This window comes from Haloactinopolyspora sp. (assembly GCF_027324685.1).
Classification (GTDB): Bacteria; Actinomycetota; Actinomycetes; order Jiangellales; family Jiangellaceae; genus Haloactinopolyspora.
On record NZ_DAHVSH010000044.1, the window covers coordinates 1 to 22,552 of the forward strand.

Annotated in this window: 21 protein-coding genes; 9 read left to right on the plus strand and 12 right to left on the minus strand. The window is 69.3% G+C overall.

The genetic code is table 11. The features are described 5' to 3' along the window. Window positions 1-220: 220 nt before the first annotated feature. Window positions 221-1,741: an amidohydrolase family protein gene (locus M6444_RS05700; RefSeq protein ID WP_298323997.1), complete on the minus strand. Its 1,521-nt coding sequence runs from the start codon at window positions 1,739-1,741 to the stop codon at window positions 221-223. Window positions 1,742-1,804: 63 nt separating this feature from the next. Between M6444_RS05700 and M6444_RS05705 the strand changes: the two genes are divergently transcribed. Continuing rightward, window positions 1,805-2,950 carry a winged helix DNA-binding domain-containing protein gene (locus tag M6444_RS05705; protein WP_298324000.1) on the plus strand — a complete coding sequence of 382 codons (1,146 nt, stop codon included), beginning with the start codon at window positions 1,805-1,807 and terminating at the stop codon, window positions 2,948-2,950. 13 nt (window positions 2,951-2,963) lie between these two features. On the opposite strand, the gene solA is transcribed toward M6444_RS05705, so the two are convergent. Continuing rightward, window positions 2,964-4,139: an N-methyl-L-tryptophan oxidase gene (solA, locus tag M6444_RS05710; protein ID WP_298324003.1), complete on the minus strand. Its 1,176-nt coding sequence runs from the start codon at window positions 4,137-4,139 to the stop codon at window positions 2,964-2,966. Window positions 4,140-4,337: 198 nt separating this feature from the next. Here solA and lat point away from each other — a divergent pair, with 198 nt between their 5' ends. The 5 genes from lat to M6444_RS05735 all read left to right on the plus strand — a co-directional run bounded on the left by lat (window position 4,338) and on the right by M6444_RS05735 (window position 10,978). Then, on the plus strand, window positions 4,338-5,672 hold the full coding sequence (gene lat / locus M6444_RS05715; protein ID WP_298324005.1) for an L-lysine 6-transaminase: 1,335 nt from the start codon (window positions 4,338-4,340) through the stop codon (window positions 5,670-5,672). Between the two features lie 19 nt (window positions 5,673-5,691). After that, window positions 5,692-7,245: an aldehyde dehydrogenase family protein gene (locus tag M6444_RS05720; protein WP_298324008.1), complete on the plus strand. Its 1,554-nt coding sequence runs from the start codon at window positions 5,692-5,694 to the stop codon at window positions 7,243-7,245. Between the two features lie 110 nt (window positions 7,246-7,355). Beyond that, window positions 7,356-9,434, plus strand: coding sequence for a thiamine pyrophosphate-dependent enzyme (locus M6444_RS05725; protein WP_363326254.1), 2,079 nt, complete (start codon window positions 7,356-7,358; stop codon window positions 9,432-9,434). A gap of 1 nt (window position 9,435) precedes the next feature. Continuing rightward, entirely contained in the window at window positions 9,436-10,611 is a 1,176-nt protein-coding gene (locus M6444_RS05730; RefSeq protein WP_298324014.1) for an acyl-CoA dehydrogenase family protein, read from the plus strand. 70 nt (window positions 10,612-10,681) lie between these two features. Then, window positions 10,682-10,978 carry a DUF6343 family protein gene (locus M6444_RS05735; protein ID WP_298324016.1) on the plus strand — a complete coding sequence of 99 codons (297 nt, stop codon included), beginning with the start codon at window positions 10,682-10,684 and terminating at the stop codon, window positions 10,976-10,978. Window positions 10,979-11,016: 38 nt separating this feature from the next. On the opposite strand, the gene M6444_RS05740 is transcribed toward M6444_RS05735, so the two are convergent. The 8 genes from M6444_RS05740 to M6444_RS05775 all read right to left on the minus strand — a co-directional run bounded on the left by M6444_RS05740 (window position 11,017) and on the right by M6444_RS05775 (window position 17,801). Then, on the minus strand, window positions 11,017-11,796 hold the full coding sequence (locus M6444_RS05740) for an SIS domain-containing protein (RefSeq protein WP_298324018.1): 780 nt from the start codon (window positions 11,794-11,796) through the stop codon (window positions 11,017-11,019). 19 nt (window positions 11,797-11,815) lie between these two features. Further along, window positions 11,816-12,568, minus strand: coding sequence for a GntR family transcriptional regulator (locus tag M6444_RS05745; protein ID WP_298324020.1), 753 nt, complete (start codon window positions 12,566-12,568; stop codon window positions 11,816-11,818). Continuing rightward, window positions 12,565-13,458 carry an ROK family protein gene (locus M6444_RS05750; protein WP_298324023.1) on the minus strand — a complete coding sequence of 298 codons (894 nt, stop codon included), beginning with the start codon at window positions 13,456-13,458 and terminating at the stop codon, window positions 12,565-12,567. The genes M6444_RS05745 and M6444_RS05750 overlap by 4 nt, the downstream gene beginning before the upstream one ends. Further along, complete coding sequence (locus M6444_RS05755; protein WP_298324026.1) at window positions 13,455-14,294, minus strand: carbohydrate ABC transporter permease; 840 nt, start codon at window positions 14,292-14,294, stop codon at window positions 13,455-13,457. The genes M6444_RS05750 and M6444_RS05755 overlap by 4 nt, the downstream gene beginning before the upstream one ends. Continuing rightward, on the minus strand, window positions 14,291-15,217 hold the full coding sequence (locus M6444_RS05760; protein WP_298324029.1) for a sugar ABC transporter permease: 927 nt from the start codon (window positions 15,215-15,217) through the stop codon (window positions 14,291-14,293). Before M6444_RS05760 ends, M6444_RS05755 begins: the two co-directional genes overlap by 4 nt. An 11-nt stretch (window positions 15,218-15,228) precedes the next feature. Beyond that, window positions 15,229-16,548: an extracellular solute-binding protein gene (locus M6444_RS05765; protein WP_298324031.1), complete on the minus strand. Its 1,320-nt coding sequence runs from the start codon at window positions 16,546-16,548 to the stop codon at window positions 15,229-15,231. Window positions 16,549-16,691: 143 nt separating this feature from the next. Beyond that, window positions 16,692-17,129: an Lrp/AsnC family transcriptional regulator gene (locus tag M6444_RS05770; RefSeq protein WP_298324033.1), complete on the minus strand. Its 438-nt coding sequence runs from the start codon at window positions 17,127-17,129 to the stop codon at window positions 16,692-16,694. 84 nt (window positions 17,130-17,213) lie between these two features. Further along, window positions 17,214-17,801, minus strand: coding sequence for a TetR/AcrR family transcriptional regulator (locus M6444_RS05775; RefSeq protein WP_298324036.1), 588 nt, complete (start codon window positions 17,799-17,801; stop codon window positions 17,214-17,216). Between the two features lie 87 nt (window positions 17,802-17,888). Here M6444_RS05775 and M6444_RS05780 point away from each other — a divergent pair, with 87 nt between their 5' ends. Both M6444_RS05780 and M6444_RS05785 read left to right on the plus strand, forming a co-directional pair. Continuing rightward, window positions 17,889-18,521: an NAD(P)H-binding protein gene (locus tag M6444_RS05780; RefSeq protein WP_298324039.1), complete on the plus strand. Its 633-nt coding sequence runs from the start codon at window positions 17,889-17,891 to the stop codon at window positions 18,519-18,521. A gap of 66 nt (window positions 18,522-18,587) precedes the next feature. After that, a complete protein-coding gene (locus tag M6444_RS05785; protein ID WP_298324041.1) occupies window positions 18,588-19,946 on the plus strand; it encodes an FAD-binding oxidoreductase in 1,359 nt (452 codons plus the stop codon). An 11-nt stretch (window positions 19,947-19,957) separates the two neighbouring features. Here M6444_RS05785 and M6444_RS05790 read toward each other — a convergent pair whose 3' ends face one another. Together M6444_RS05790 and M6444_RS05795 are read right to left on the minus strand one after the other, a co-directional pair. Next, window positions 19,958-21,061, minus strand: a complete 1,104-nt coding sequence (locus tag M6444_RS05790) for a Xaa-Pro peptidase family protein (RefSeq protein WP_298324044.1) — start codon at window positions 21,059-21,061, stop codon at window positions 19,958-19,960. Window positions 21,062-21,077: 16 nt separating this feature from the next. Beyond that, window positions 21,078-21,755 (minus strand): GPP34 family phosphoprotein, encoded by a 678-nt coding sequence (locus tag M6444_RS05795; protein WP_298324047.1) that lies wholly within the window; start codon window positions 21,753-21,755, stop codon window positions 21,078-21,080. 134 nt (window positions 21,756-21,889) lie between these two features. Here M6444_RS05795 and M6444_RS05800 point away from each other — a divergent pair, with 134 nt between their 5' ends. Beyond that, the gene (locus M6444_RS05800) at window positions 21,890-22,537 is read left to right on the plus strand and encodes a class E sortase (RefSeq protein WP_298324049.1); all 648 of its coding nucleotides are present in this window, start codon (window positions 21,890-21,892) and stop codon (window positions 22,535-22,537) included. Window positions 22,538-22,552 lie beyond the last annotated feature (15 nt).

Below are 22,552 nucleotides of genomic sequence, written 5' to 3' on the forward strand. Positions count from 1 at the left end.
CCCGACTTCCCGGTGGAAAGTCGCCCCTCGACCCCGGTCGCACCACCCACCCAGGCCACTGACCCGAGCGGTTCGTCCGCTGGTGGACTTCTGCGACTGTGCTGCACCGATCCGTAGGTGTCAAGCCACGCTCTGACCTGCGTAAACAGCACATCTGCCCAGGTCCGAGCGGTGCGCTTTCGGTGAAGTCGATCGAGAAAGTGTCCGGCCGACCGGCGTGTCAGCCTTCCCACACCGTTCGGCCACGCACGACTGTACGCCGACAGTGTGGTGGATCAGTCCCGGCGGCGACGTCAGGCAGACCGTCGACGAGGTCGCCGGGAACATCCCACACGGCGAACGACGCCAGCATGCCAGGAGCGAGGACGCCAGCGTCGTCGACTCTCGCAGCTCGCCATCCACCCCGCGTGGCCGCGGCCAGCGCTTCGCGCGTGTTGAGCCGGTGCTCGGGCGCGTGATGGCCGGTCGCCGCGCGCACCGCCTGCCAGCCGCTCATGGGCGTGACCGGCGAGTCGGAACCGAACGCCAGCAAGATGCCGGCGTCGGCCATCGGCCCGAACGGGTTGAGCCCGCCGGCGCGTTCCGGCGTGAGCCGCTGCGCGTACATGCCGTCAGGCCCACCCCAGAGCTCGTCGAAGCTCGGCTGCACGCTCGCCGCGATCCCCAGCCGGGCCAGCTCGGGCACCAAGTCGGGGGCGAGCATCTCCACATGCTCGAGCCGGTGCCGGCATGCCCTGACCTCAGCCAGGCCGCAGTGCCGAGCGGCGGCAGCGACAGCGGCCACGGCCATGGCGACCGCCTCGTCGCCGATGCAGTGGAACCCGGCCTGCAGGCCTGCCCTGGTGCACGCCACGACGTGCGCCGTGGCGTCGTCCAGACCGACGTAGAGCATGCCCCGCTCGCCCGGCGCATCGGCGTAGCCGTCGGACAGCCGAGCGCTGCGTGAGCCGAGCGAGCCGTCCAGGTTGAGGTCTCCGCCCGCGCCGACAGCGCCCAGCTGGCGGGCACGCTCCACCTGGTGCAACTCGCCCCAGTAGCCGATGACGTCCGGGAGATCGGGCTCGGCGCCGAGCGCCAGGACGGCGGCGAAGTCGTCGGCGTCGCTGATGTGGGGGGCGCCCATCTCATGAACAGCCCCGATGCCCAGCTTCGCCGCGCTCAGCAGCGCCTCGCGCCGCAAGGTCCGCACGCGTTCGGGGTCCAGTGCGGCCCGGGCCGCCCCTCGTGCCCGGTGGTGTGCGTCGCGGCGGACGAGGCCGTCGTCGTAGCCGTCGGCTACCGCGATCCCGGGGTCGGCGTCCAGCAGGGCTGACGACACCGCCGCGGTGTGCACGTCGACCCGCGCGAGATAGACCGGCGCCCCGCCGCCGGCGCGGTCGAGTTCGGCCCGGGCGGGTGGGCGTGGTTCCGGCCAGGCGCCCTCGTCCCAGCCGAAACCCATGATCACTTCGCCTGGGCGCTGCCGGGCCCGGCGGGCCACGGCATCGAGCACGTCGCTCCGGCTGGTCGCCGACGTCAGATCGACACCGTCCATCGCCAGGCCCGTCTCGGTCAGGTGAACGTGCGCATCGACGAAGGCCGGAGTGACCAGCGCACCGCCGAGGTCGACGATGTCGGCGCCGGCCGCGGCACTCGGGTGGTCGGCCCCGACCCAGGCGATCCGGTCGCCCACCACGAGCATCGCCGTGGCCGCGGGCTCGGTCGGGCTGTGGACGCGAGCGTTGCGGTAGAGCGTTGCCATGCCCGGGATTGTGCCTGACGACCGTCCGCGGAACGGCCGGGGCGAGCCCTACGATCGATGGTGATGCCGAACTCGCCGCGAACGTCCGGGCCTGCTCGCGCGACCTTGTCGGCGCGCGAGCTGGGCCGCGCCACGCTGGAGCGCCAGTTCCTGCTGCGCCGCCGCGACGTGAACGCCCTGACAGCGATCGAGCATCTCGTGGGCCTGGAGGCGCAGGCGCCGTCGTCTGCCTACTATCAGCTGTGGTCGCGCCTGGCCGGATTCACCCCCGACGAGCTCGCCGGCCTCTTGCTCGACCGCAAGGTCGTCCGCATCGTCGTGATGCGCGGGACCATCCACCTGGTGTCGGCGGCGGACTGTGCCACGCTTCGCCCGCTGACGCAGGTCATCATGGATCGCGACCTGCGTACCAACATGCTGCATGCCAAGCCGTTGGCCGACGTCGACCTCGACCGGCTCGTCGAGGTCGCCCGGCCGCTTCTGGAGCAGGAGCCGCGAACCAACGCCGAGCTCGGCACGTTGCTGGCCGAACACTGGCCCACTTGCGGCCCCGGTCACCTGGCGCACGCCGCTCGTGATCTCCTCCCCCTGGTCCAGGTACCACCGAGAGGCGTGTGGGGACAGCGCGGGCAGCCCCGCCTCACCACGGCCGAGTCGTGGCTGGGTCGCGGCCTCGACCCACAGCCAGCACCGGCCACGATGGTGCTGCGCTACCTCGGCGCCTTCGGCCCGGCCAGCGTGGCCGACATGCAGACCTGGTCGGGCCTGACGCGCCTGCGTGAGGTCGTCGAACCGCTGCGGGCGAGCCTTCGCTCGTTTGACGACGACAACGGCACGCAGCTGTTCGACCTGCCCGACGCCGAGCTCCCGGCCCCGGACGTCCCGGCGCCACCGCGTTTCCTCCCGGATTTCGACAACGTGCTGCGCTCCCACGCCGACCGCACCCGGATCATCTCCGACGTCGACCGCAAACGCATGAACACCCGCAACGGTGTGACCCCGAATGCACTGCTGGTCGACGGCACGGTGGCCGGCATGTGGCGGATCATCCGCGCCCGCGGCACCGCCACCGTGGCGATCACGCCGTTTCGCCGGCTCGACTCCGCCGCACGCGATGCGGTGGCCGACGAAGCAGAGCGGCTGCTGGCCTTCGCCGCCGCCGATGCGTCCAGCCACGACGTCCAGTTCGGCGTCTCCGTCGACGGCTGAGGCCGCCGCGCCGTCAACCGGTGAACCTGGCGAACGAGAACGCCGACAGGTTCAGCCGCGGCACACCGCCGATGGCCAGCGCCGCTGTGGCCTCACCGACAGCAGCGGAGTGCTTGAACCCGTGCCCCGAGCATGCTGCTGCGACGACGACGTGCTCGCGCCCGGGATGCCGGTCGACGACGAAGCCGAAGTCCGGGGTCACGGTGTACAGGCAGGTGATACCGCGCAGCACGGTGTCGGTCACGCCCAGGACGCGGCCGCGGACGAACCTCTCGTAGGCCGCGGCGTGCTCGGCCGGGTCGACGGTACGGCGGACGGTGCCCGGCGCGGTGGGTGTGTCGTAGCGCTCGGTACCGATCTTCACGCCGCCGGCCGGACCGTGGATGGCGGGAAAGCCGTAGAACACGTCGTCGACGCCGGGCCCGGTCTGCCGGATGAAGATCGGGCACCGGTCCGGCTCGAACGCGGTGCCTGGACGTTGCGGTTCGAACCAGGACTGCACCTGGCGATACACGGTGAACAGTCGTGCCAGCTCGGGCTCGATCAGTTCCGGCAGCCAGGCGCCGGGCGCCAGGATCACCACGTCCGCGCCGTAGCGCTCGCGCTCGGTACGGACCTCGGCGCCGGCGGGTGTGTCGACGACGGACAGCACGCGTTCGTCCCGCCGCAGCGTCGCACCGCGGCGCTCGGCGAGTTCCAGCTGGGCACGAACGGCGTCGTCGGCCAGGACATAGCCGGCGCCCGGCTCGAAGAAGCCGACGTCGTCGACGCCGACCCGGAACTGGGGGAACTCCCGGCGCAGCTCGTCGGCGTCGAGGAGCCGATGGTCGATGCCGTGTGCGACGGCCACGTCGATGGTGGACCGCAGGAAGTCGTCGGCACCGTGCATGGAGGCCGTGACCGAGGCGGGGCGCACCAGCAACCCACCCGTGCGGTGCAGCACCGCGGTGGACGTCTCGTGCTCCAGCTCGTGCCACAGCTCGTGGCTGCGCCGGACGAACGGCACGTAGACCTCGCCCTCGCCGACCGCCTCGCGCGTGATGCGGGTGTCGCCATGGGTCGAGCCGTACGGGTGCGGGGGCGCGTACCGGTCGATGCCGAGCACGCTCGTCCCCATCGCGGTCAGGTGATGGACAGCGGCGCTACCCACCGCCCCGAGGCCGACGACGAGCACGTCGTAGTGCTTCATCCGGGCGATGGTACGCGCGGCGGACGCCGGAGCGATCAGGACGTGACGATCAACGTCCACATCCGGCCCAGTGCCTGACGATCACCGGGATCACTTGCCTGATACCGTAAGATTTACGTAGTAGGCCGCGCCCACAGGAAGAACTTCCCGCCACGCCTTCACCAGACGTCCAGCGCCCAGGCCAAGGAGCTCATCACCATGGCTGAACAGCTCAGCATCCCGGCAGACGAAGTCCACGCCGTCCTCGCCAAGCACCTGCTCACCGACGGCTTCAAGCTCGTCCTCGACCCCATCGCCAGCCGGGGAAGCTGGCTGGTCGACGCTCGCGACGGCACGCGCTACCTCGACATGTACACGTTCTTCGCCTCCTCTCCCCTGGGCTGCAACCCACCGGGGATCGTCGACGATCCCGCCTTCATGGAGTTGCTCGCCCAGGTCGCGGCGAACAAGCCGGCCAACTCCGACGTCTACACCGCGCACCTGGCCGAGTTCAGCGAGACCTTCTCCCGCGTGCTCGGTGACCCCGAGCTGCCGCACCTGTTCTTCGTCGAAGGTGGCGCGCTCGCGGTCGAGAACGCGCTGAAGGCCGCCTTCGACTGGAAGAGCCGGCACAACGAGGCGAACGGGCGTGACGCTGGGCTCGGCACCCGGGTTCTCCATCTCACCAGGGCATTCCACGGCCGCAGCGGCTACACGATGTCGCTGACCAACACCGATCCGGGCAAGACCGCCCGGTATCCGAAGTTCGACTGGCCGCGGGTCGACGTACCGGCGATCCGGTTCCCGCTCGCCGATCACCTGGACGAGGTGGCGGTTGCCGAAGAGCGCGCGCTGGCCCAAGCCCGGCAGGCCTTCGCCGACCACCCGCACGACATCGCCGCGTTCATCGCCGAGCCGATCCAGGGCGAAGGCGGCGACAACCACATGCGCGCGGAGTTCCTCCAGGCGATGCAGCGCCTGGCGCACGAACACGACGCGTTGTTCATCGTCGACGAAGTGCAGACCGGCGCCGGGACCACCGGGTCGGCCTGGGCGTATCAACAGCTCGGCCTGTCGCCGGACATCGTCGCGTTCTCGAAGAAGGTCCAGGTGGGCGGCATCATGGCCGGCCGGCGCCTCGACGAGGTGCCGGACAACGTCTTCGCGGTCTCCGGGCGTATCAACTCCACCTGGGGCGGTGGTCTCGTCGACATGGTCCGCTCCCGCCGTATTCTCGAGATCATCGAGGCCGAGGGCCTCATCGACGCGGCGAAGGCGAAGGGCGAGCGGTTCGTGGCGGGCCTGCACGCCGTGGCGGCCGAGGCCGCGGCCGTCACCAATGTCCGCGGCCGGGGCCTGATGGTCGCCGCCGACCTGCCCGACCAGGCCACCCGCAACGCCGTACTGGCCGACCTGCGCGACACCGAGCACGTCATCGCCTTGCCCAGCGGCGAGCACGCGATCCGCTTCCGTCCCGCCCTCTCGGTGTCAGATGATGAGATCGACCAGGCCGTCGCGGCGTTCGGCCGCGCCGTAGCTCGCCAGACGTCATGAGAACCGAGGAGTAGTCACCGTGTCCCGTCTCGTCACCTCCGTAGTCGACGGCAAGCCCCTGGACTCCGGTACGTCGCCTCGGCTGCCGTCGCTGAACCCGGCCAACCTCGACGATGTGGTCGCCGAGATCGATCTTGCGCCGGCGCGCGTGTTCGTCAGCGCCGCCGTGGTCGCCTCCAACGCCCAACAGGCCTGGGCCGACGTGCCCGCCCCGGTCCGTGGCCGGGCCATCGCCCACATCGGGCGCGTGGTCGAGCAGAACGCCGAAGCTCTGGCGCGACTCGTCGTGCGCGAGATCGGCAAGCCCTACACCGAGGCGCTCGGTGAAGTCCGCGAGATCGTGGACACCTGCGACTTCTTCCTCGGCGAGGGCCGGCGCCTGTACGGGCAGACCGTGCCGAGCGAGATGCCCGACAAGCAGCTGTTCACCTTCCGCAACCCCGTCGGCACCGTCGCGGTCATCACCGCCGGCAACTTCCCCGTCGCGGTTCCGTCGTGGTACATCGTCCCGGCCCTGCTGGCCGGCAACACCGTCGTCTGGAAGCCGGCGGAGTACTCCGCGGCCATCTCGCAGGCCTTCCACGAGCTGTTCGTGCGCGGGGGCGGGCTGCCCGACGGCGTGTTCAACATCGTTCATGCCGACGGCGCCACCACGTACGCCGGCCTCGAGCAGGCGCTCGAGCAGGGTTACGTCGACAAGGTCGGATTCACCGGTTCGCCGGAGGTCGGCCGCGAGATCGGCGCGCTGACCGGACGCCATCTGCAGACCGCCTGTCTGGAGCTGGGCGGCAAGAACCCGCTGGTCGTCATGCCCAGCGCCGACCTCGACCTCGCCGTCGAAGGTGCGCTGTTCTCCGGATTCGGCACGGCCGGGCAGCGGTGTACGTCGCTGGGGACGGCCATCGTGCACGAGTCGATCCACGACGAGTTCCTGCGCCGCTTCACCGCAGCCGTCGACGCCGCCGTGGTCGGCGACCCGAGCGGTGACGTGCTCATGGGGCCGCTGCTGGATGCGAAGTTCGCCGAGCGGTACGAGAAGTACCTCGGTTGGATCCAGCCGCAGCACACGGTCCACGGCCCCACCGGGCGGATCACCGCAGCCAACCCACGCCCCGGCTTCGCCGGCGACCCGTCGAACGGCCTGTACTACCACCCCGTGATCGTCGACGGCGTCCGCCCCGGCGACGAGCTGTTCGACAACGAGACGTTCGGCCCCATCGTCGGCGTCACGACGTGCACCAGCCTCGACGACGCCATCGAACTGGCCAATGCGCCCGGATACGGGTTGTCGTGCTCCATCTACACCAACGACCCCGCCGAGGTGTTCGCCTACCGGCGCGGCATCGGCGCCGGCATGGTCAGCGTCAACAACTCCACCTCCGGCGCCGAGGCGCACCTGCCGTTCGGCGGCAACGGCAAGTCCGGCAACGGCTCGCGGCAGTCCGGCATCTGGGTGCTCGACCAGTTCACCCGGTGGCAGTCGATGAACTGGGACTACTCCGGCAAGTTGCAGAAAGCCCAGATGGACGTCGCCGAGCTGGTCCCCGACACCGAGTTCCGCCTCGACGGCTGAGGACGCTTGACACCGTGACCCCCTCGACCAACCCGGTGGCAGCTCTGCAGGACGCTCTCCTCGGCGCGGTGGCCGAGCTCGACACCGGGCCGGCCGAGGCGGGGCCGGCGGTGGCAGCGACCGGTCCTGCAACGCTGTGGCGGATCTTCGACGCGCAGGTGACCAGCCGGCACCTCGATGTCGTCGCCCGGGAGCTGCAGGCCGAGGGCCGCGGCTTCTACACCATCGGGTCGGCCGGCCACGAGAGCAACGCCGTGGTCGCCGAGGCGCTGCGCGCCACCGACCCGGCGTTGCTGCACTATCGCTCCGGCGGGTTCTACGTGGCTCGCGCGGGCCAGGTGGACGGGTCGACCCCGATCCGCGACATCGTCCAGAGCCTGATCGGCTCCGCCAACGAGCCGATCGCCGGAGGTCGGCACAAGGTGTTCGGCCACGCGGCCCTGTCGATCATCCCGCAGACGTCCACGATCGCCTCGCACCTGCCGCGGGCCGTGGGCCTGGCGCTCGCCTTGCACCGCGCGCGCCGCCTGGGCGTCGAGCCGCCGTGGCCGGACGACTCCGTCGTGGTCTGCTCGTTCGGCGACGCCTCGGCGAACCACTCGACGGCCACGGGTGCCATCAACACCGCGCTCAACACGGCCTATCGCGGGCTGCCGATGCCGCTACTGCTGGTCTGCGAAGACAACGGCACCGGGATCTCCGTGCCCACGCCGACCGGCTGGATCCGGGCGGCCTACGGCTCGCGACCGGGGCTGACCTACATCGCCGTGGACGGCTCCGACACCGTCGCAGCGCTCGAGGCCGCCACCGAAGCGGCCCGGCTGGTGCGCGAACGTCGCCGCCCGGTCTTTCTGCACCTGCGCACCGTGCGCTACCTCGGCCATGCCGGCAGCGACGCCGAGATCACCTATCGCAGCCACACCGAGATCGTCGCGGACTACCAGCGCGATCCGGTCCTGGGGACCGCCCGAGCATTGGTCGGCGCCGGCGCGGCCACGGGTGCTGACCTCACCGCCCGCTACCACCAGATTCGGGCCAGGGTCGATGCCGTCGTGGCCGAGGTCGCCGAGTCGCCTCAGCTGGGTTCGGCGGCCGAGATCGTCGCGCCGTTGTCGCCACGCACGCCGGAGCTGGTCGCCGACGCCGCGAAGCGGCTACGCAAGCCCGACGGTGAAGCAGCGCCGGCCACCTTGGCGGAGTCGATCAACACCACGCTCGCCGCGGCGCTGGACAACGACCACCGGGTCGTGGTCTTCGGCGAGGACGTCGGGCGCAAGGGCGGCGTGTACGGCGTCACCCGCGGCCTGTCACGACGGTTCGGCCAGGCCAGAGTGTTCGACACGCTGCTCGACGAGCAGTCGATCCTGGGCTTCGGCCTCGGCGCCGGCCTGGCCGGCCTGCTCCCGGTCCCGGAGATCCAGTACCTGGCCTACCTGCACAACGCTGAAGACCAGCTGCGCGGTGAGGCCGCCTCGCTGTCGTTCTTCTCCCGGGGGCAGTACCGCAACCCGTTGGTCGTGCGTATCGCCGGCCTGGCCTATCAGCGTGGCTTCGGCGGGCACTTCCACAACGACAACGCCGTCGCGGTCCTGCGTGACATCCCCGGTCTGGTGGTCGCCTGCCCGGCCCGGGGCGACGACGCCGCGGCCATGCTGCGCACCTGTCTGGCCGCGGCGTCGGTCGACGGGACCGTCTGCGTCTTTCTCGAACCGATCGCGCTGTACCACACGCGAGACCTGTTCGCCGACGGCGACGGCGGCTGGCTTGCCGCCGACGCCGGCGAGCACGTGCCCATCGGTCGCGCTCGGGTCCACGGCGAAGGCCGCGATCTCACCATCGTCACCTTCGCCAACGGCGTGCGGATGAGCCTGCGGGTCGCTCGCCGGCTGGCCCAGCGTGGCATCGCCGTCCGCGTGCTCGATCTGCGCTGGCTGGCGCCACTGCCGGTCGACGACATCGTCCGTGCGGCCGAGGCCACCGGGCGGGTGCTGGTCGTGGACGAGACACGCCATGCCGCTGGGGTCGGCGAAGGCGTCCTGAGCGCGCTCGTGGAGTCCGGCTACGCCGGGTCCGCCGCTCGCGTCAGCGCGCACGACAGCTTCGTGCCGCTGGGTACGGCTGCCAACCACGTCCTGCTGAGTGAGCACGACATCGAGACGGCCGCCGTCGAACTGGCCGAAAAGGAGTGACATGACCGGCACCGCGCCGCTTGATCTGTTGAGCACCGAGCACCTCCTCGACGACGAGGAACGAGCCATCCGCGACACCGTGCGCAAGTTCGTCGACGATCGCGTGCGCCCGAACGTCGCCGAGTGGTACGAGCAGGGCATCGACGACGACACCGTGCGCGAGACCGCGCGCGAGGCCGGCAAGCTCGGCCTGCTCGGCATGCACCTCGAGGGTTACGGGTGCGCAGGCACGAACGCCACCTCCTACGGCCTGGCCTGTATGGAGCTGGAAGCCGGCGACTCCGGGGTGCGCAGCCTGGTTTCCGTGCAAGGTTCACTGGCGATGTTCGCCATCCACGCCTTCGGCTCGGAAGAGCAGAAGCAGCGCTGGCTGCCCGGCATGGCAGCCGGCGAGCTGATCGGCTGTTTCGGCCTCACCGAGGCCGACTTCGGCTCCAACCCCGCCGGCATGCGGACCCGCGCCCGCCGCGACGGCGACGACTGGGTGCTCGACGGCACCAAGATGTGGATCACCAACGGCTCGGTCGCCGATGTCGCCGTGGTGTGGGCCAAGACCGACGACGGCGTACGCGGCTTCCTGGTTCCGGCGGGTACGCCCGGGTTCAGCGCGCCGAAGATCACCCGGAAGCTGTCGCTGCGCGCCTCGATCACCAGCGAGCTGGTCCTGGAGAACGTCCGTCTGCCCGCCGATGCCGTCCTGCCCGAGGTGTCGAGCCTGCGCGGGCCGTTGTCCTGCCTGAACGAGGCGCGTTTCGGCATCGTCTTCGGTGCGCTCGGCGCGGCGCGCGACTGCCTGCAGACCGCGCTGGACTACGCCGCCAGCCGTGAGGTCTTCGATCGCTCGCTGTCGTCGTATCAGATCACCCAGACCAAGCTCGCGGACATGACGCTCGAGCTGCAGAAGGGGTATCTGCTCGCGTTGCATCTGGGGCGGCTGAAGGACGCCGGCGAGCTTCAACCGCGACAGATCAGCTTCGGCAAGCTGAACAACGTCCGCGAGGCCCTGGCCATCGCCCGTGAATGCCGCACGATTCTCGGCGCCAGCGGGATCACCTTGGAGTACTCGCCGCTGCGCCACGCCAACAATCTGGAGTCCGTCCTGACGTACGAGGGGACCTCCGAGGTACATCAGCTCGTCATCGGTCAGGCCCTGACCGGCGAGTCGGCCTTCACCTGAGGACGAGTCCACCGCCGGTCAGTGGGTAGTGAACCCGGTAGGCGTCGTCGTACCGGTGGAGCGTGGTGACATGAGCGACGAGCATCGTCCGTCCGCAGGCGAGCAGCCTGGTGAGCACCGAGCCGGCCGAACCGATCACCATGACCCGACCGCCGGCATCGGGGGCGCCTCGCCGGCTCGAAGTGCCCTGACGCTGCGTCTCCTGCTCGCGCTCTTCGGCTTGCTCGTGTGCGGTATCGCGGCCGTGTGGCTGGCCGCGGCCGACGCCCCGGTCGTCCTGGTCGTCGTGCTCGCCCTGTTGGCCGTGATCGCCCTGATCGACATCGTCGTGGTGGTGCGGCGCAAGGCCCGGGGCGAGCCGAGCTGACACCGTCGAGCAGCTGGCCGCCCCGGGCTTGCCTGGCCTCAGCCCGATACGCCCAGCGCGCGCCCCTCGGCGGCGTGCACCAGGGCACGGTGGGCGTCGAAGACCTCGTCGTTCGACGCGAGGCTGGCCCCCGGCACGGTCGGGGACACGAACGTCGGCAACTCCACGCCTCGGTCGGCGAGGACGCTGGCCGTGCGGGTGATGATCTCGTGGCTCACGGTCGCTGCCACCACGGTCGAAGCGCCGCCCACCGGCCTGCTCCAGCCCTCGATGTCGACGATGGCGTCTTGGACCGGCACGCCGGTGTCGACGACGAGATCGCACACCTCGCCCAGCCGCCGGCCGCTGGAGTGCTCAGCGGGTCGGGACAGGTTCTCCGCTGAGGTCACGGCCACCGTGGTCAGGCCGCGCTCGCGCGCATACATGGCCGCCTCGATTCCGGCGGAGTTGCGACCGCCATGCGAGTACACGACCAGTAGGTCACCGGGGTTCAGCGGCTCGTGGTCGAGGAACTTGTCGATGTAACCCTCCGTGCGTTCCAGCCACAGCAGCTCTCGGACGCCTCCGGAGCCGAGCACGTCATGCCACATCAGCCTCGGGTCGGTGAGCGGGTGGATACCGGCGAAGCTCCCGTAGCGAGGAAACGCCTCGATGGTCGGGATCACCGAGTGTCCACTGCCGAACAAGTGGATCAACCCGCCGGACTGCAACGCGTCCGCGGCTCGATGGGCCACGTCGTCGAGGACCTGGTTCTGGCTCTCGGCGAGCTTGTCGAGCAGTTCGATCAGCGCGCGGGTGTAGCGGGCCGTCGTGTTCATGAACGTTTCCCTTTCGTTTTCACTGATTCCGCAGGCCGAGCCGAAGCCGGTAGCGGTCGCCACGCATGACGCTGTGGCAGTACTCGAAGACACCCCTGGCGTCGGAGGTGACCCGGCTGACGTAGAAGGCATGGGTGCCGACCTTCACCTCGAGGAGCTCGGCGTCCTCGGCAAGCACACCGCCGACGGTGAAGGTCTCGACCGCCTCGACCGGGGTCACGCCGTACCGCGTTCGCAGCAGTTCGTACAGCGAACCCGTGCCGAGATCGATCTCGTCCAGGCCGGGGAATCTGGCCAGCGACAACACGCTGGTCTGTACGCCCACCGGGCGGCCACCGCCGGTGCGCAATCGCCTGATCTCGACGACGGGATCGTCTGGGCCCAGTCCCATCTCCGGTGGCACCCCCGCCCGCGCGGCCGTGGTCGGCGCCATGCTGACCACCAGGCTGCCGGCTTCGAGGCCGATGGCGGCCATCTCGACGGTGAACGACGTCACGCCGCGCGCTCCCGCGGTGAGGCTCTGGTCGCGGACGAACGTGCCGCGGCCACGCTCTCGGACCAGGACACCGCGGTCGACCATCCGGGCCAGGGCCTGGCGGATCGTCACCCGGCTGACCCCGTAGGCCTCGCACAGCTCGCCTTCCGTGGGCACCCTCTCACCGGCCTGCCACTCGCCGGCGTCGACACGTTCTTGCAGGCTCTGTTCGACCTGCATGTACAGGGGCACACCGGATGCTGGGTCGAGTGCCGTCGAGTACGGAATCGCGGTCATGCCCACACCTCCTGGCCGCGGCGGGCAGCTTCGAGCGCTCCGGCGACCCCCGCCGAAGCGCCGAGCTCGGCCGGAACCACCCGGATGCCACGTCCATCAGGGGAGCTCCAGCGGCGGCGTTCGTCGTTCATCACCGGTCCGATCACGTCGAACGCAGCGACCACGCCTCCGGCCATGACGACTACTTCGGGGTCCAGGGCGCTGCACAGCCCGGCGAGGCCGCGGCCGAGCCGGCGGGCGTAGGTCTCGACGATCTGCTGCGCTCCGCGCTCACCGCGCCGTGCCCGTTCGACCACGTCCTCCCCGCCGATGTCGCCGGCGAGTGCATCAAGAGCGGAACCCGAAGCGACCTGTTCGAACGGACCGTGCACCGCGTCGGGCTCGGCCTCCGCAGCGTCGAGCCATCCCCACGAGCCGGCACTGCCGTGGGCACCGCGCCACAACCGGCCACCGAGCATCATCGCTCCACCGATGCCCGTGCCGACCGTGACCATGATCGCCGAGTCGGCATCGCGCGCCGCGCCGGTCCGGGCTTCTGCCAGCAGGCTCAATTGAGCGTCGTTCGCAACCGTCACCTCCGCGGCCAGCCGGGCGCTCAGATCGGCACCGACATCACGGCCGTCCAACCACGGCAACGCGGGAACGAACCCGGCCCGCGAACCATGACAGGTGCCGGGAATGCCCAGGCCGACGGCGTCGACGGCAACTGGCGCGGCTCGTGCCTGCAGCGCGATCGTCTCGATCAGCTCGGCGTACGACCCCGGCGCGGCGGTCGTGACCAACGGCTCGCGGTCACCGTCGGGACGCTCGACGAGCAGCCGGAGCCGGGTCCCGCCCAGGTCCACCCCGAGCAGGCATCGTCCTGCGGCGACCTCGCTCTCGCCACTCATCCCTTCACCCCCGTCCGGGCGATCCCGGCGACGAACACCCGCTGGGTGAGCAGGAACAACACGATGGTCGGGATGCTGGCGACGGCTGCCCCGGCCATGACGACGTTCTGGTACTGCACGCTCGTGCTGTACGACAGCAACTGGCTGAGCATGAGCACGACCGGGAACTTCTCGGTGGTCTGCAGAATGGACAGCGGCCACAAGAAGTTGTTCCAGTAGAAGACGAAGGCGAAGATCGACAACGTCACCACGGCAGGCATGACCAACGGCGCGACGACGGTGCGCACGATGCGTGCCTCGCCCGCCCCGTCGAGGCGGGCGGCGTCGATCAGCTCGTCGGGCACGTCCGCGATGAACTGACGCATCAAGAAGATGCCGAACCCGTTGGCCAGCCACGGAAGCATCACGCCCAGATAGCTGTCGGACAGGCCCAACTGTGACACCAGCCAGTACAGCGGCACGAGCATGACGACCGGCGGCAGGAACATCGTGCCGACGAGGACCCAGAACAGGGTGTCGCGGCCCTTGAAGCGATATTTCGCGAAGGCGTAACCGGCCAGCACACTGGTGACGACCACGGACAGGGTGGCGACACCGGCCACCAGGAAGCTGTTGCCGAACGCCCGTCCGAACGGAAGGATCTCGAACACCGTGCGGTAGGCGTCCAGGCTCGGCTGCTCCGGCCACCAGCTCGGCGGTGTCTGCATCAATTCCTGCGGGCTCTTGACGCTGGACAGCAGCATCCACGCCAGCGGGAAGACCGGGACCAGGAGGACGAGCGCCAGGAGCAGTCGCAGCCCGGACCGGGCGATCATCTTTCGCCATGCGTTGGTCATCGCCGCCTCCGCATCGCGGCCATGATCGCCGCCACTACGGCGATCATCACGATGAACAGCGAGAACGCCATCGCGCTGGCCTGCCCGGCCAGGCCGTACTGGAATGCGGCGCGTTGGATCGAGAAGGACACGATGTCCGTGCTGCCCGCCGGTCCGCCCTGGGTCAGGATGTAGATCGGGTCGAACACCTGCACGGCGTTGACCACCGCCACCAGCACGATGAACGTCATCGTGCGTCCCAGCATCGGCAACGTGATCGACACCGTCTGGCGCCAGAACCCCGCGCCGTCGACGCGCGCCACCTCGTAGAGGTCACCGGGGATCTGGGTCAGGCCCGCGACGACGAGCACGGTGTAGTACCCGACCATCTGCCAGACGTGAAAGATCACCAGGCTGATCAGTGCGGTGCTGGGCGAGCTCAGCCAGCCGACGCCGGAGATCCCGAACCAGCCGAGAATCTGGTCGAACGGGCCGTAGGTCGGGGCGTACAGCGCGCCCCAGACCATTGCGATCGCCACCGTCGGGATCACGTAGGTGGCGAACAACGCGGTACGGACCGCACCCTTGCCGCCCACCCGGGGGAAGTACAGCAACAGGCCGAGCAACACCGCCAGCGGTACCGTCAACGCGACGACGAGCAGGACGTAGACGATGGTGTTGCGCATCGAGCCGCGGAAGGCCGGATCGCCGATGAGGTCGGCGTAGTTTCCCAGCCCCCGCCACGTCATGTCGCCGATCGGAGTGAGCATCGACCACTCGTGCAGGCTGATCCACAAGGTCAGCAGGATCGGCACGAGCATGAACGCCGTCATGATCAGCACCGCGGGCGACACGAAGATCGCCGCCCACTTGCGGTCGCTGGGGCCACCGAGCTTCGCGGTGGCCACGGGCGCTGCCGGTGCGGCCTGTCGGGTGATCGTCATCGTCGGGCGACTCACTCACCGGACTTGTCGAGGATGGCCTGGGCCTCCGACTGGGCCTGTCCCATGGCCGTCTCCGGGTCGCTGGAGCCGAAGATCACGTTCTCGAGTTGCTGCTGGACCGACACCGTCAGCTCTTCACCGCCCAGGACGATCGGGAACGGCGTGGCGGCCGGCAACTGGTCGACGTAGGCGGACAGGAACGGGTCGGAGAGATCGTCGGCGTGCGCGTCGAGGTCACCGGTACGGCTGGGCAGGATGCCCATGGACATCAGGATGTCGCCCATCGCCGACGATCCGTCTTCACCGCTGGACTCCCCGTTCAGCCAGCTCAGGAACTTCCAGGCTGCTTCCTGCTGGGCAGGCTGTGCCTGCTCGTTGACGACGGTGAGCCAGGAGTACGACACGCCGGTCGGCTCGCTGCCCGATGGCCCGACCGGGATCGGTGCGACCCCCACGTCGTCGAAGCGGTCCCCCATCGCCTCGCTCAAGGAGCCCTTCCACCAGTTCGCCATGATGATCATGGCAGTCTTGCCGTTGACGAAGTTGTCGAGGTACGGCCCGGTCGTGTTCGCGTTGGCCGTACTCATCTCCGGCACCGTCGAACCGTCGGCCACCAGGTCGGCGTACAACTGCGTGGTCTCCAGAACCGGACCGGCCTCCAGCTGCGCGGTGTTTCCGTCGAGCAACTGCCCGCCATTGGATGCAACGAGCGACAGCCACGGGTGGACGCTGCCCGCCGGCCAGCTGGTGATCACACCGAAGCCCTGCTGTCCCTTCTCGGGGTCGGTCAGCTGCTCGGCCGTGTCGCGAAGCTCGTCCCAGGTGGTGGGCGGCGCGTCGATACCGGCCTCGTCGAACAACGCCTTGTTGTAGTTGAGGGCGTAGAGGTTGACCTCGTTCGGGAAGCCGCGGACGGCGTCGTCGACGGTGATGACGTCGACGAGATTCTCCGGCCAGCCTGAGGTCACCTCGTCGGCGACCGCGTCCGGCGCCGGGGCGGCCAGACCGTCGCGGACGAGCTCGGGCAGCCACAGGTCGTACACGCTGGCCATGGTCGGCCCGTTCGGCGAGGAGCCCTGAGTACGCAAGGTGCTGAGCAGATTCGCGAACGGCACCGCCCGGACCTCGACGCTGATGTCCGGGTTCTCCTCTTCAAACGCCTCGACCGCCTCGTTCAGCATGGTGACCTGGTCCGGCCCCCAGTGCGTCAGGAACGAGATCTGGACGTTCCCGTCTTCCCCGGATTCCGCGCCGTCGGATCCACAGGCGGCCAACATCGTCAACGCAGCCAGGGCGGAGACCATCCATCGCCCTCGGTTCAGTCCGACCATGGTCGTTCTCCCAGCGTGCGGTCGCGGATTAGGTATGACGTTGGAATGTTATAACAACTTCGAAGCGACGCCTCTCCTGGCTTGGTGACAAGTCGATAACGAATGTCCCGCGAAGGGATTGGACTCGGCGGAGTGGAGGCCGTCTAGGTCATCGGCCGATTCTCGTACGGCGTGGACAACACGATGGTGGTCCGGGTGGACACGTTGGCCGACGACCGGATCCGGGCCAGCAACTGTTCGAGATCGACCGGCTTGGCGACGCGGACCTTGAGGATGTAGTTCTCATCCCCTGCCACCGAGTAGCACGCTTCGATCTCCGGGATGCCGGCCAGCCGGTCCGGCGTGTCATCGGGTTCGCTCGGGTCGATCGGCTTGATGGAGATGAACGCCGTCAGCGACAAGCCCAGCGCTTCGTGGTCGACGACGGCGGCATATCCCTGGATGACGCCGCGCTCCTCGAGCCGGCGCACACGCTGGTGCACAGCGGACGTGGACAGGCCGGTCGCCTTGCCGAGATCGGTGTAGCTCATCCGGCCGTCCTGCTCCAGCAGCGCCACGATCTTCCTGTCGATCTCTTCCACGCAGCTCACTCTATGGTGCGCCGGGCCCGTCGTAGTACAACCAGCGCCGTCCGCCCCGCCCGCGCCGTTTTTCGTGCCCTCGGCTCACTGACCGGCGATCCCGGTCAGCAAGGTGTCCACCAGCGTCGTCGCCGTCTCGACGCGATCAGCGCCGTCGTCCTCGGCGAACGCCGCCAGCAAAGCCCGTTGCAGGCACGCGCCGAACAACAACGCCGCGACCGCTTCGGGGACGACGTGCGCGCCGATGCGCCCGGCCGCTTGCTCCGCCCGCAGATACTGCGCCAACACCTGGTTCGGCACGCCGGGCCCGCCCCCACCACGCCGCAGCCCGGCCACGTGCTCGTCGAGTCGGTGGCGTTCGGCGAACAGCCCGGCCGTCATCGGCAAGGAGTCCTCGTAGAACGCCAGGGCGGCCGTCGTCACGTCGACCAGGTTGTCGCGCACGCTCCCCTGCCCGATTCGGCTGTGGAGCTGTTCCAGCGTGGCCACGAGGCTGGGCATGCGTTCGCGCAGCACACCCTTGAACAGGTCGGCCTTGTCGCTGAAGTGCTTGTACAGCGTCGCCTCGGAATACCCGGCCTCGCGCGCGATCTGTCTGGTCGTCGCCCGGGCCACACCTTCGGTGCGCATGATCCGCGCGGCTGCGTCGAGGATCCGGTCTCGCGTCGTCAACGTCGCCCCTTCTTGACAGGTGAGTGAACGTTTACCAGACTAGCGGTTAGTAAACACTTACTCACCCTGACCACCAAAGGAACTTCCATGCGCATCGTCGTACTCGGCGCCACCGGTCGTACCGGCCGACACGTCGTCGAACAGGCCATCGACCGGGGTCACACCGTCACTGCCGTGGTGCGCGACCCCACGAAACTCCGTGTCGCCGGTTCCGAGCCGCTCGACGTCGTCACCGCCGACGTCATGGACCCCGCCCACCTCGCACCCGTCCTCGAGAGCCACGACGCCGTCGTGTCGGCGCTGGGACCCAACGGCAACGGACCCACCACGACCTGCACCGACAGCGCTCGGTCGATCACCGCCGCGATGTCGAAGAGCGGACTCACGCGCCTGGTCGTGACCAGTGCCGCCGGCATCTCCACCGACGGCGACCCGCTGTTCGTCCGCTGGGTGGTCAAGCCGATCCTCAACCGGATCCTGCGCCACCCGTTCAACGACATGCGCGAACTCGAACGCATCGTCGTCAACAGCGGCCTCGACTGGACCATCGTGCGCCCGCCCCAGCTGACCGACCGCCCGTACACCGGGCGCTTCCGCGTCAACGAAAGCGGCTCGGTCCGGGGCGGCTACCGGATGCCGCGCGCCGATCTGGCGCATGCGCTCTTGGACGCCGCCGCCGACCCGAACACGGTCACCGCGACCTTGTCGGTGGCGACCTAGACACTGTCGTCATCGACTGGACGCAGCCGACGCACCTGCACCGACAACCCGGGGAGCTTCATCGCCATGAACGACGTTCAACACCTGCGCTCGGCTCTGGCCGGCCGCGCATTCGGCCCGCACGACGACGGCTACGAGTCACTGCGCCGCCCGTGGAACCTGTCCATCGACCAACAGCCGGCCCTCGTGGTGATGGCTGAGTCCACCGCCGACGTCCAGGCTGCCGTCCGCGTCGCCGCAGGCGCTGGCCTGCCCCTGGCTGTGCAGTCCTCCGGGCACGGTGCGGTACATCCGTGCGACGGCGGCATCGTCGTCAACGTCTCCAGGATGACCGACCTCCAGGTCGACCCCGGCGCCCAGCTCGCCCGGCTGGGCGCCGGGCAGCGGTGGCGCTCGGTTCTGGAGGCCACCGATCCGTACGGTTTGATCGGTCTGTCGGGTACCGCACACGGCGTGGGCGTCGTGGGGTACACCCTCGGCGGCGGGCTCGGTATCACCATGCGAACCTTCGGCTTCGCCGCCGACAGCCTGCTGGGAGCCGACCTCGTGACCGCCGACGGTGAGTTGGTGCGAGCCGACGACGCCCAGAATCCGGATCTGTTCTGGGCACTCAAGGGCGGCGGCGGCAACTTCGGCGTGGTCACCTCAGTCGACCTCCGGTTGTATCCGGTGCCCCAGGTCGTCAACGGCATGATGGCCTACCCCGGTGCACGTGCAGCTGAGGTAGTCAGCGCCTGGGCCCAGTGGACGCAGCACGTCCCTGACGACGTCACGTCGATCGTCATGCTGGTCACCATTCCCTCCGTGCCCGAGGTGCCCGAGCCGATGCGCGGGCAACATCTGGTCATGGTGCTGGCCACGGTCGTGGGCGCCGACACCGCCGCGCTCGACCAACTTCGTTCCCAGCTCGGTGCGCCACTCATCGACACGTTCGCCCCGTCGGGCTACCTTCGCGCGGCGATGTCCGGCATGGAGCCCGAAGACCCGTCCACATCCGCCGGGCGCAGCGCGCTGCTCACCAGCCTGTCCGAGCCCACGATCGCGCAGCTCACCGCTGCCGGCGGTCCGAACTCCCCCATCTCGGCGCTCGAGATCCGCCACCTCGGTGGCGCTGCAGCCCGCGCGCCGCGAGACTCCAGCGCGATCCCGCATCGCGATGCGCCCTACCTCGTGGCGATGCACGCCGCTCCGGCGGATGAAGCGCAGGCCGCCACGACCGTTGATCTGATGGACGAGGCGCTGGCCGGCATCGCCGACGACACTCGTGTCGGCATGTTCCTGAACTTCCTGCATCACGGCTCGACCACGGACGAGGTACGCGCCGCCTACGACCCCGCCACCTACACCCGGCTCACCGAGGTCAAGCGCGATTACGATCCCGGCAACCTGTTCAGGTACAACCACAACATTCCGCCGGCGACCTGACCGATCAGCGACTAGCGGACAGGAAGGACCTGCAACTCCCTCGGCCTGTGGTTGAGAAGTTCCACACCGGCCTCGGTGACGACGACGATGTCCTCGATCCGGGCCCCGTGCCGTCCCGGCACGTAGAACCCGGGCTCGATCGAGAACGCCATGCCGGGTTCGACCGGTTCGGCGCTGCCGGGCATGATGTACGGCTCTTCATGGGTCTCGACGCCGATGCCGTGGCCGGTGCGGTGGATGAAGTACTCGCCGAGCCCGGCGTCGGTCAAGGCGTCTCGGGCCGCTGCGTCGATCGCCCCCGACGTCACCCCCGGCGCGACTCGGCGCACCGCGGCTTGCTGTGCACGCTGCAGGACGGCGTAGGCGTCCTGGAACTCAGCCGAGGGTTCGCCGACGGCGTAGGTGCGGGTCTCGTCGGAGCAGTACCCGGCCTCGATCGTGCCGCCGATGTCGACCACCACCGCGTCGCCGGCCTCGATGACCCGCTCACCGCTGTCGTGATGGGGACTGGCCGAGTTCGGGCCCGACGCGACGATCACGAAGTCGACCTGCCGATGACCCTCGGCAACGATGGCGGCGGCGATGTCACGGGCCACCTCGGCCTCCGTGCGACCGGCGCGCAGCCACTCGCCCATCCGGGCATGCACCCGGTCGATGGCCGCTCCCGCGGCTCGCAGTGCGTCGATCTCCGCGCCGGACTTGCGCACCCGCAGCCGGGACAGCACCGGGCCGGCCAGTGTCTGCTCGGCGGCCGGCATCGCCGCGCGAAGCCGCAGGACCTTCTCCGCCCACATCTCGTCGTCCAGGCCGACCCGGCGGACACCCCGTAGTTGTGCGGCCACCACGTCGACCGGATCGTCGGTCTCCGGCCACGCTGTGACAGTCAACCCCTCCGGTACCGACGCGCGCGCGGCAGGCTCCTCCAACGCAGGCACCACCAGGCTGACCGGGCCGTGGGACGGGACGATCAAGCACGTCAGCCGCTCGAGTGGAAGGGCGTCGTATCCGGTCAGATACCGCAGCGCAGCGCCCGGGGTGATGAGCAAGGCGTCGATGCCGGCCTCGCCGGCCGCTGTTCGGGCGCGGTCCAGGCGGTCATGGTGGTCCTGGGTCATGGGTGTATTTCTACCGTCAACTGCCCCCGGCCGATCCTGCCGCCGCCGACGCGGCCACCGCGGCGATGACGACGGTGTTGACCTCCTGCACGGCCTTGCGTACCGCCTCGGCCGCCCAGTCGCTCTCCGAGATCTCTTTGGCCCGGCGTTTCGTCGCCTTCTTGTGGTCGGTGGGTACCACCTTGGTGACACCGTCGATGGCCACCAGCAGCGCGATCAATGCAGCCGTGCGGTCGTCCGGGCGAGTGCCGGAAACCAAGGCCGACCGCAGGCTCTCGCGCACCTGGTTCTTGTGAACCGCGTTGGCCGAAGGCCACCGGGTGCTGGGGAACAGGCCGAGAATCTTGCGCTTGTCGCGCCGCAGGTGCCCGGAATCGGCCAGTCTCTCGAGCAGTCGTTCACGCAGGTCTTTCCGCAGCGACCCGAGTACGCCCTTCGGCTTTTGCCCCGTCCGGTGAGCGAGTCGCTTCAGCCCGGTGTCGAGCACGTCGTCACCGGTCGGCGTCTCGTCGCGGACCATGATCCGCCCAGCTCGGACCGCCTCGCCGCGTTCGGCTATGCCGACCTTGCCGAGCATCGACAGCTCGACCAGAACGGCGCCGGCCAGCGCATAGCCGACCTTGGTGCCGTCGAAAGACGCTCGCCCGGATTCGTCGTCATAGAACAACAGCAACAGATCCTCGGCTATCAGCATGACCCTGACGCTACCCGCGCACGAACATGGTCGCGCATGTGTTCCGCCATCGTGAGCGCCGCATTAAAGTCGTGTCCATGCCACGTGACGGGGTGCGTGCAAGTCGGCAACCACCTCGGCGTAGTGCCTGGGCCGTGGCCGTCGGTGTCGTCGGCGAACTCCTCCTCACCGCTGGCGCCGTGGTTCTGCTGTTCGTGGTCTACATGCTCTGGGGAACCGGGCTGCAGACGGCACAGGCCCAGGACGACCTCGGCCGCGAGCTGGAACAGCGCTGGGCCGGACTCGACGACCCCTCCGACCCATCAGGCCCGGACGAGATCGCCGAAGGCGAGGCCTATGGCATCCTGCGCATTCCACGTTTCGGTGACGACTACGAGAAGATCATCGTCCAGGGTGTCGAGCCGGAACATCTCGCGGACGGCCCTGGCCACTACCCGGACACCGCCGACCCGGGCGAACTCGGTAACGTCGGCTTGGCCGCGCACCGGGCCGGACACGGCGAGCCGTTCGCGCAGTTCCCTGAGCTGCATGTCGGCGATCGGATCGAGGTCGAGATGGCTGATGGCGTCTACGTCTACGAGCTCGATGACGCCCCCGACGGCGACGACGACGGCAACAAGATCAACATCAACGACACCTGGGTGGTCGACCCCGTTCCTGGGCAGCCGCCCGGAACCCGACCCACCGAGCGGCGCATCACCTTGACCACGTGCTGGCCCCGGTGGGGCGCCTCGCATCGGATGTACGCGACCGGCGTGCTGATCAGTGCTCCGGATTCTTGAATGCGCCGCTGTCAC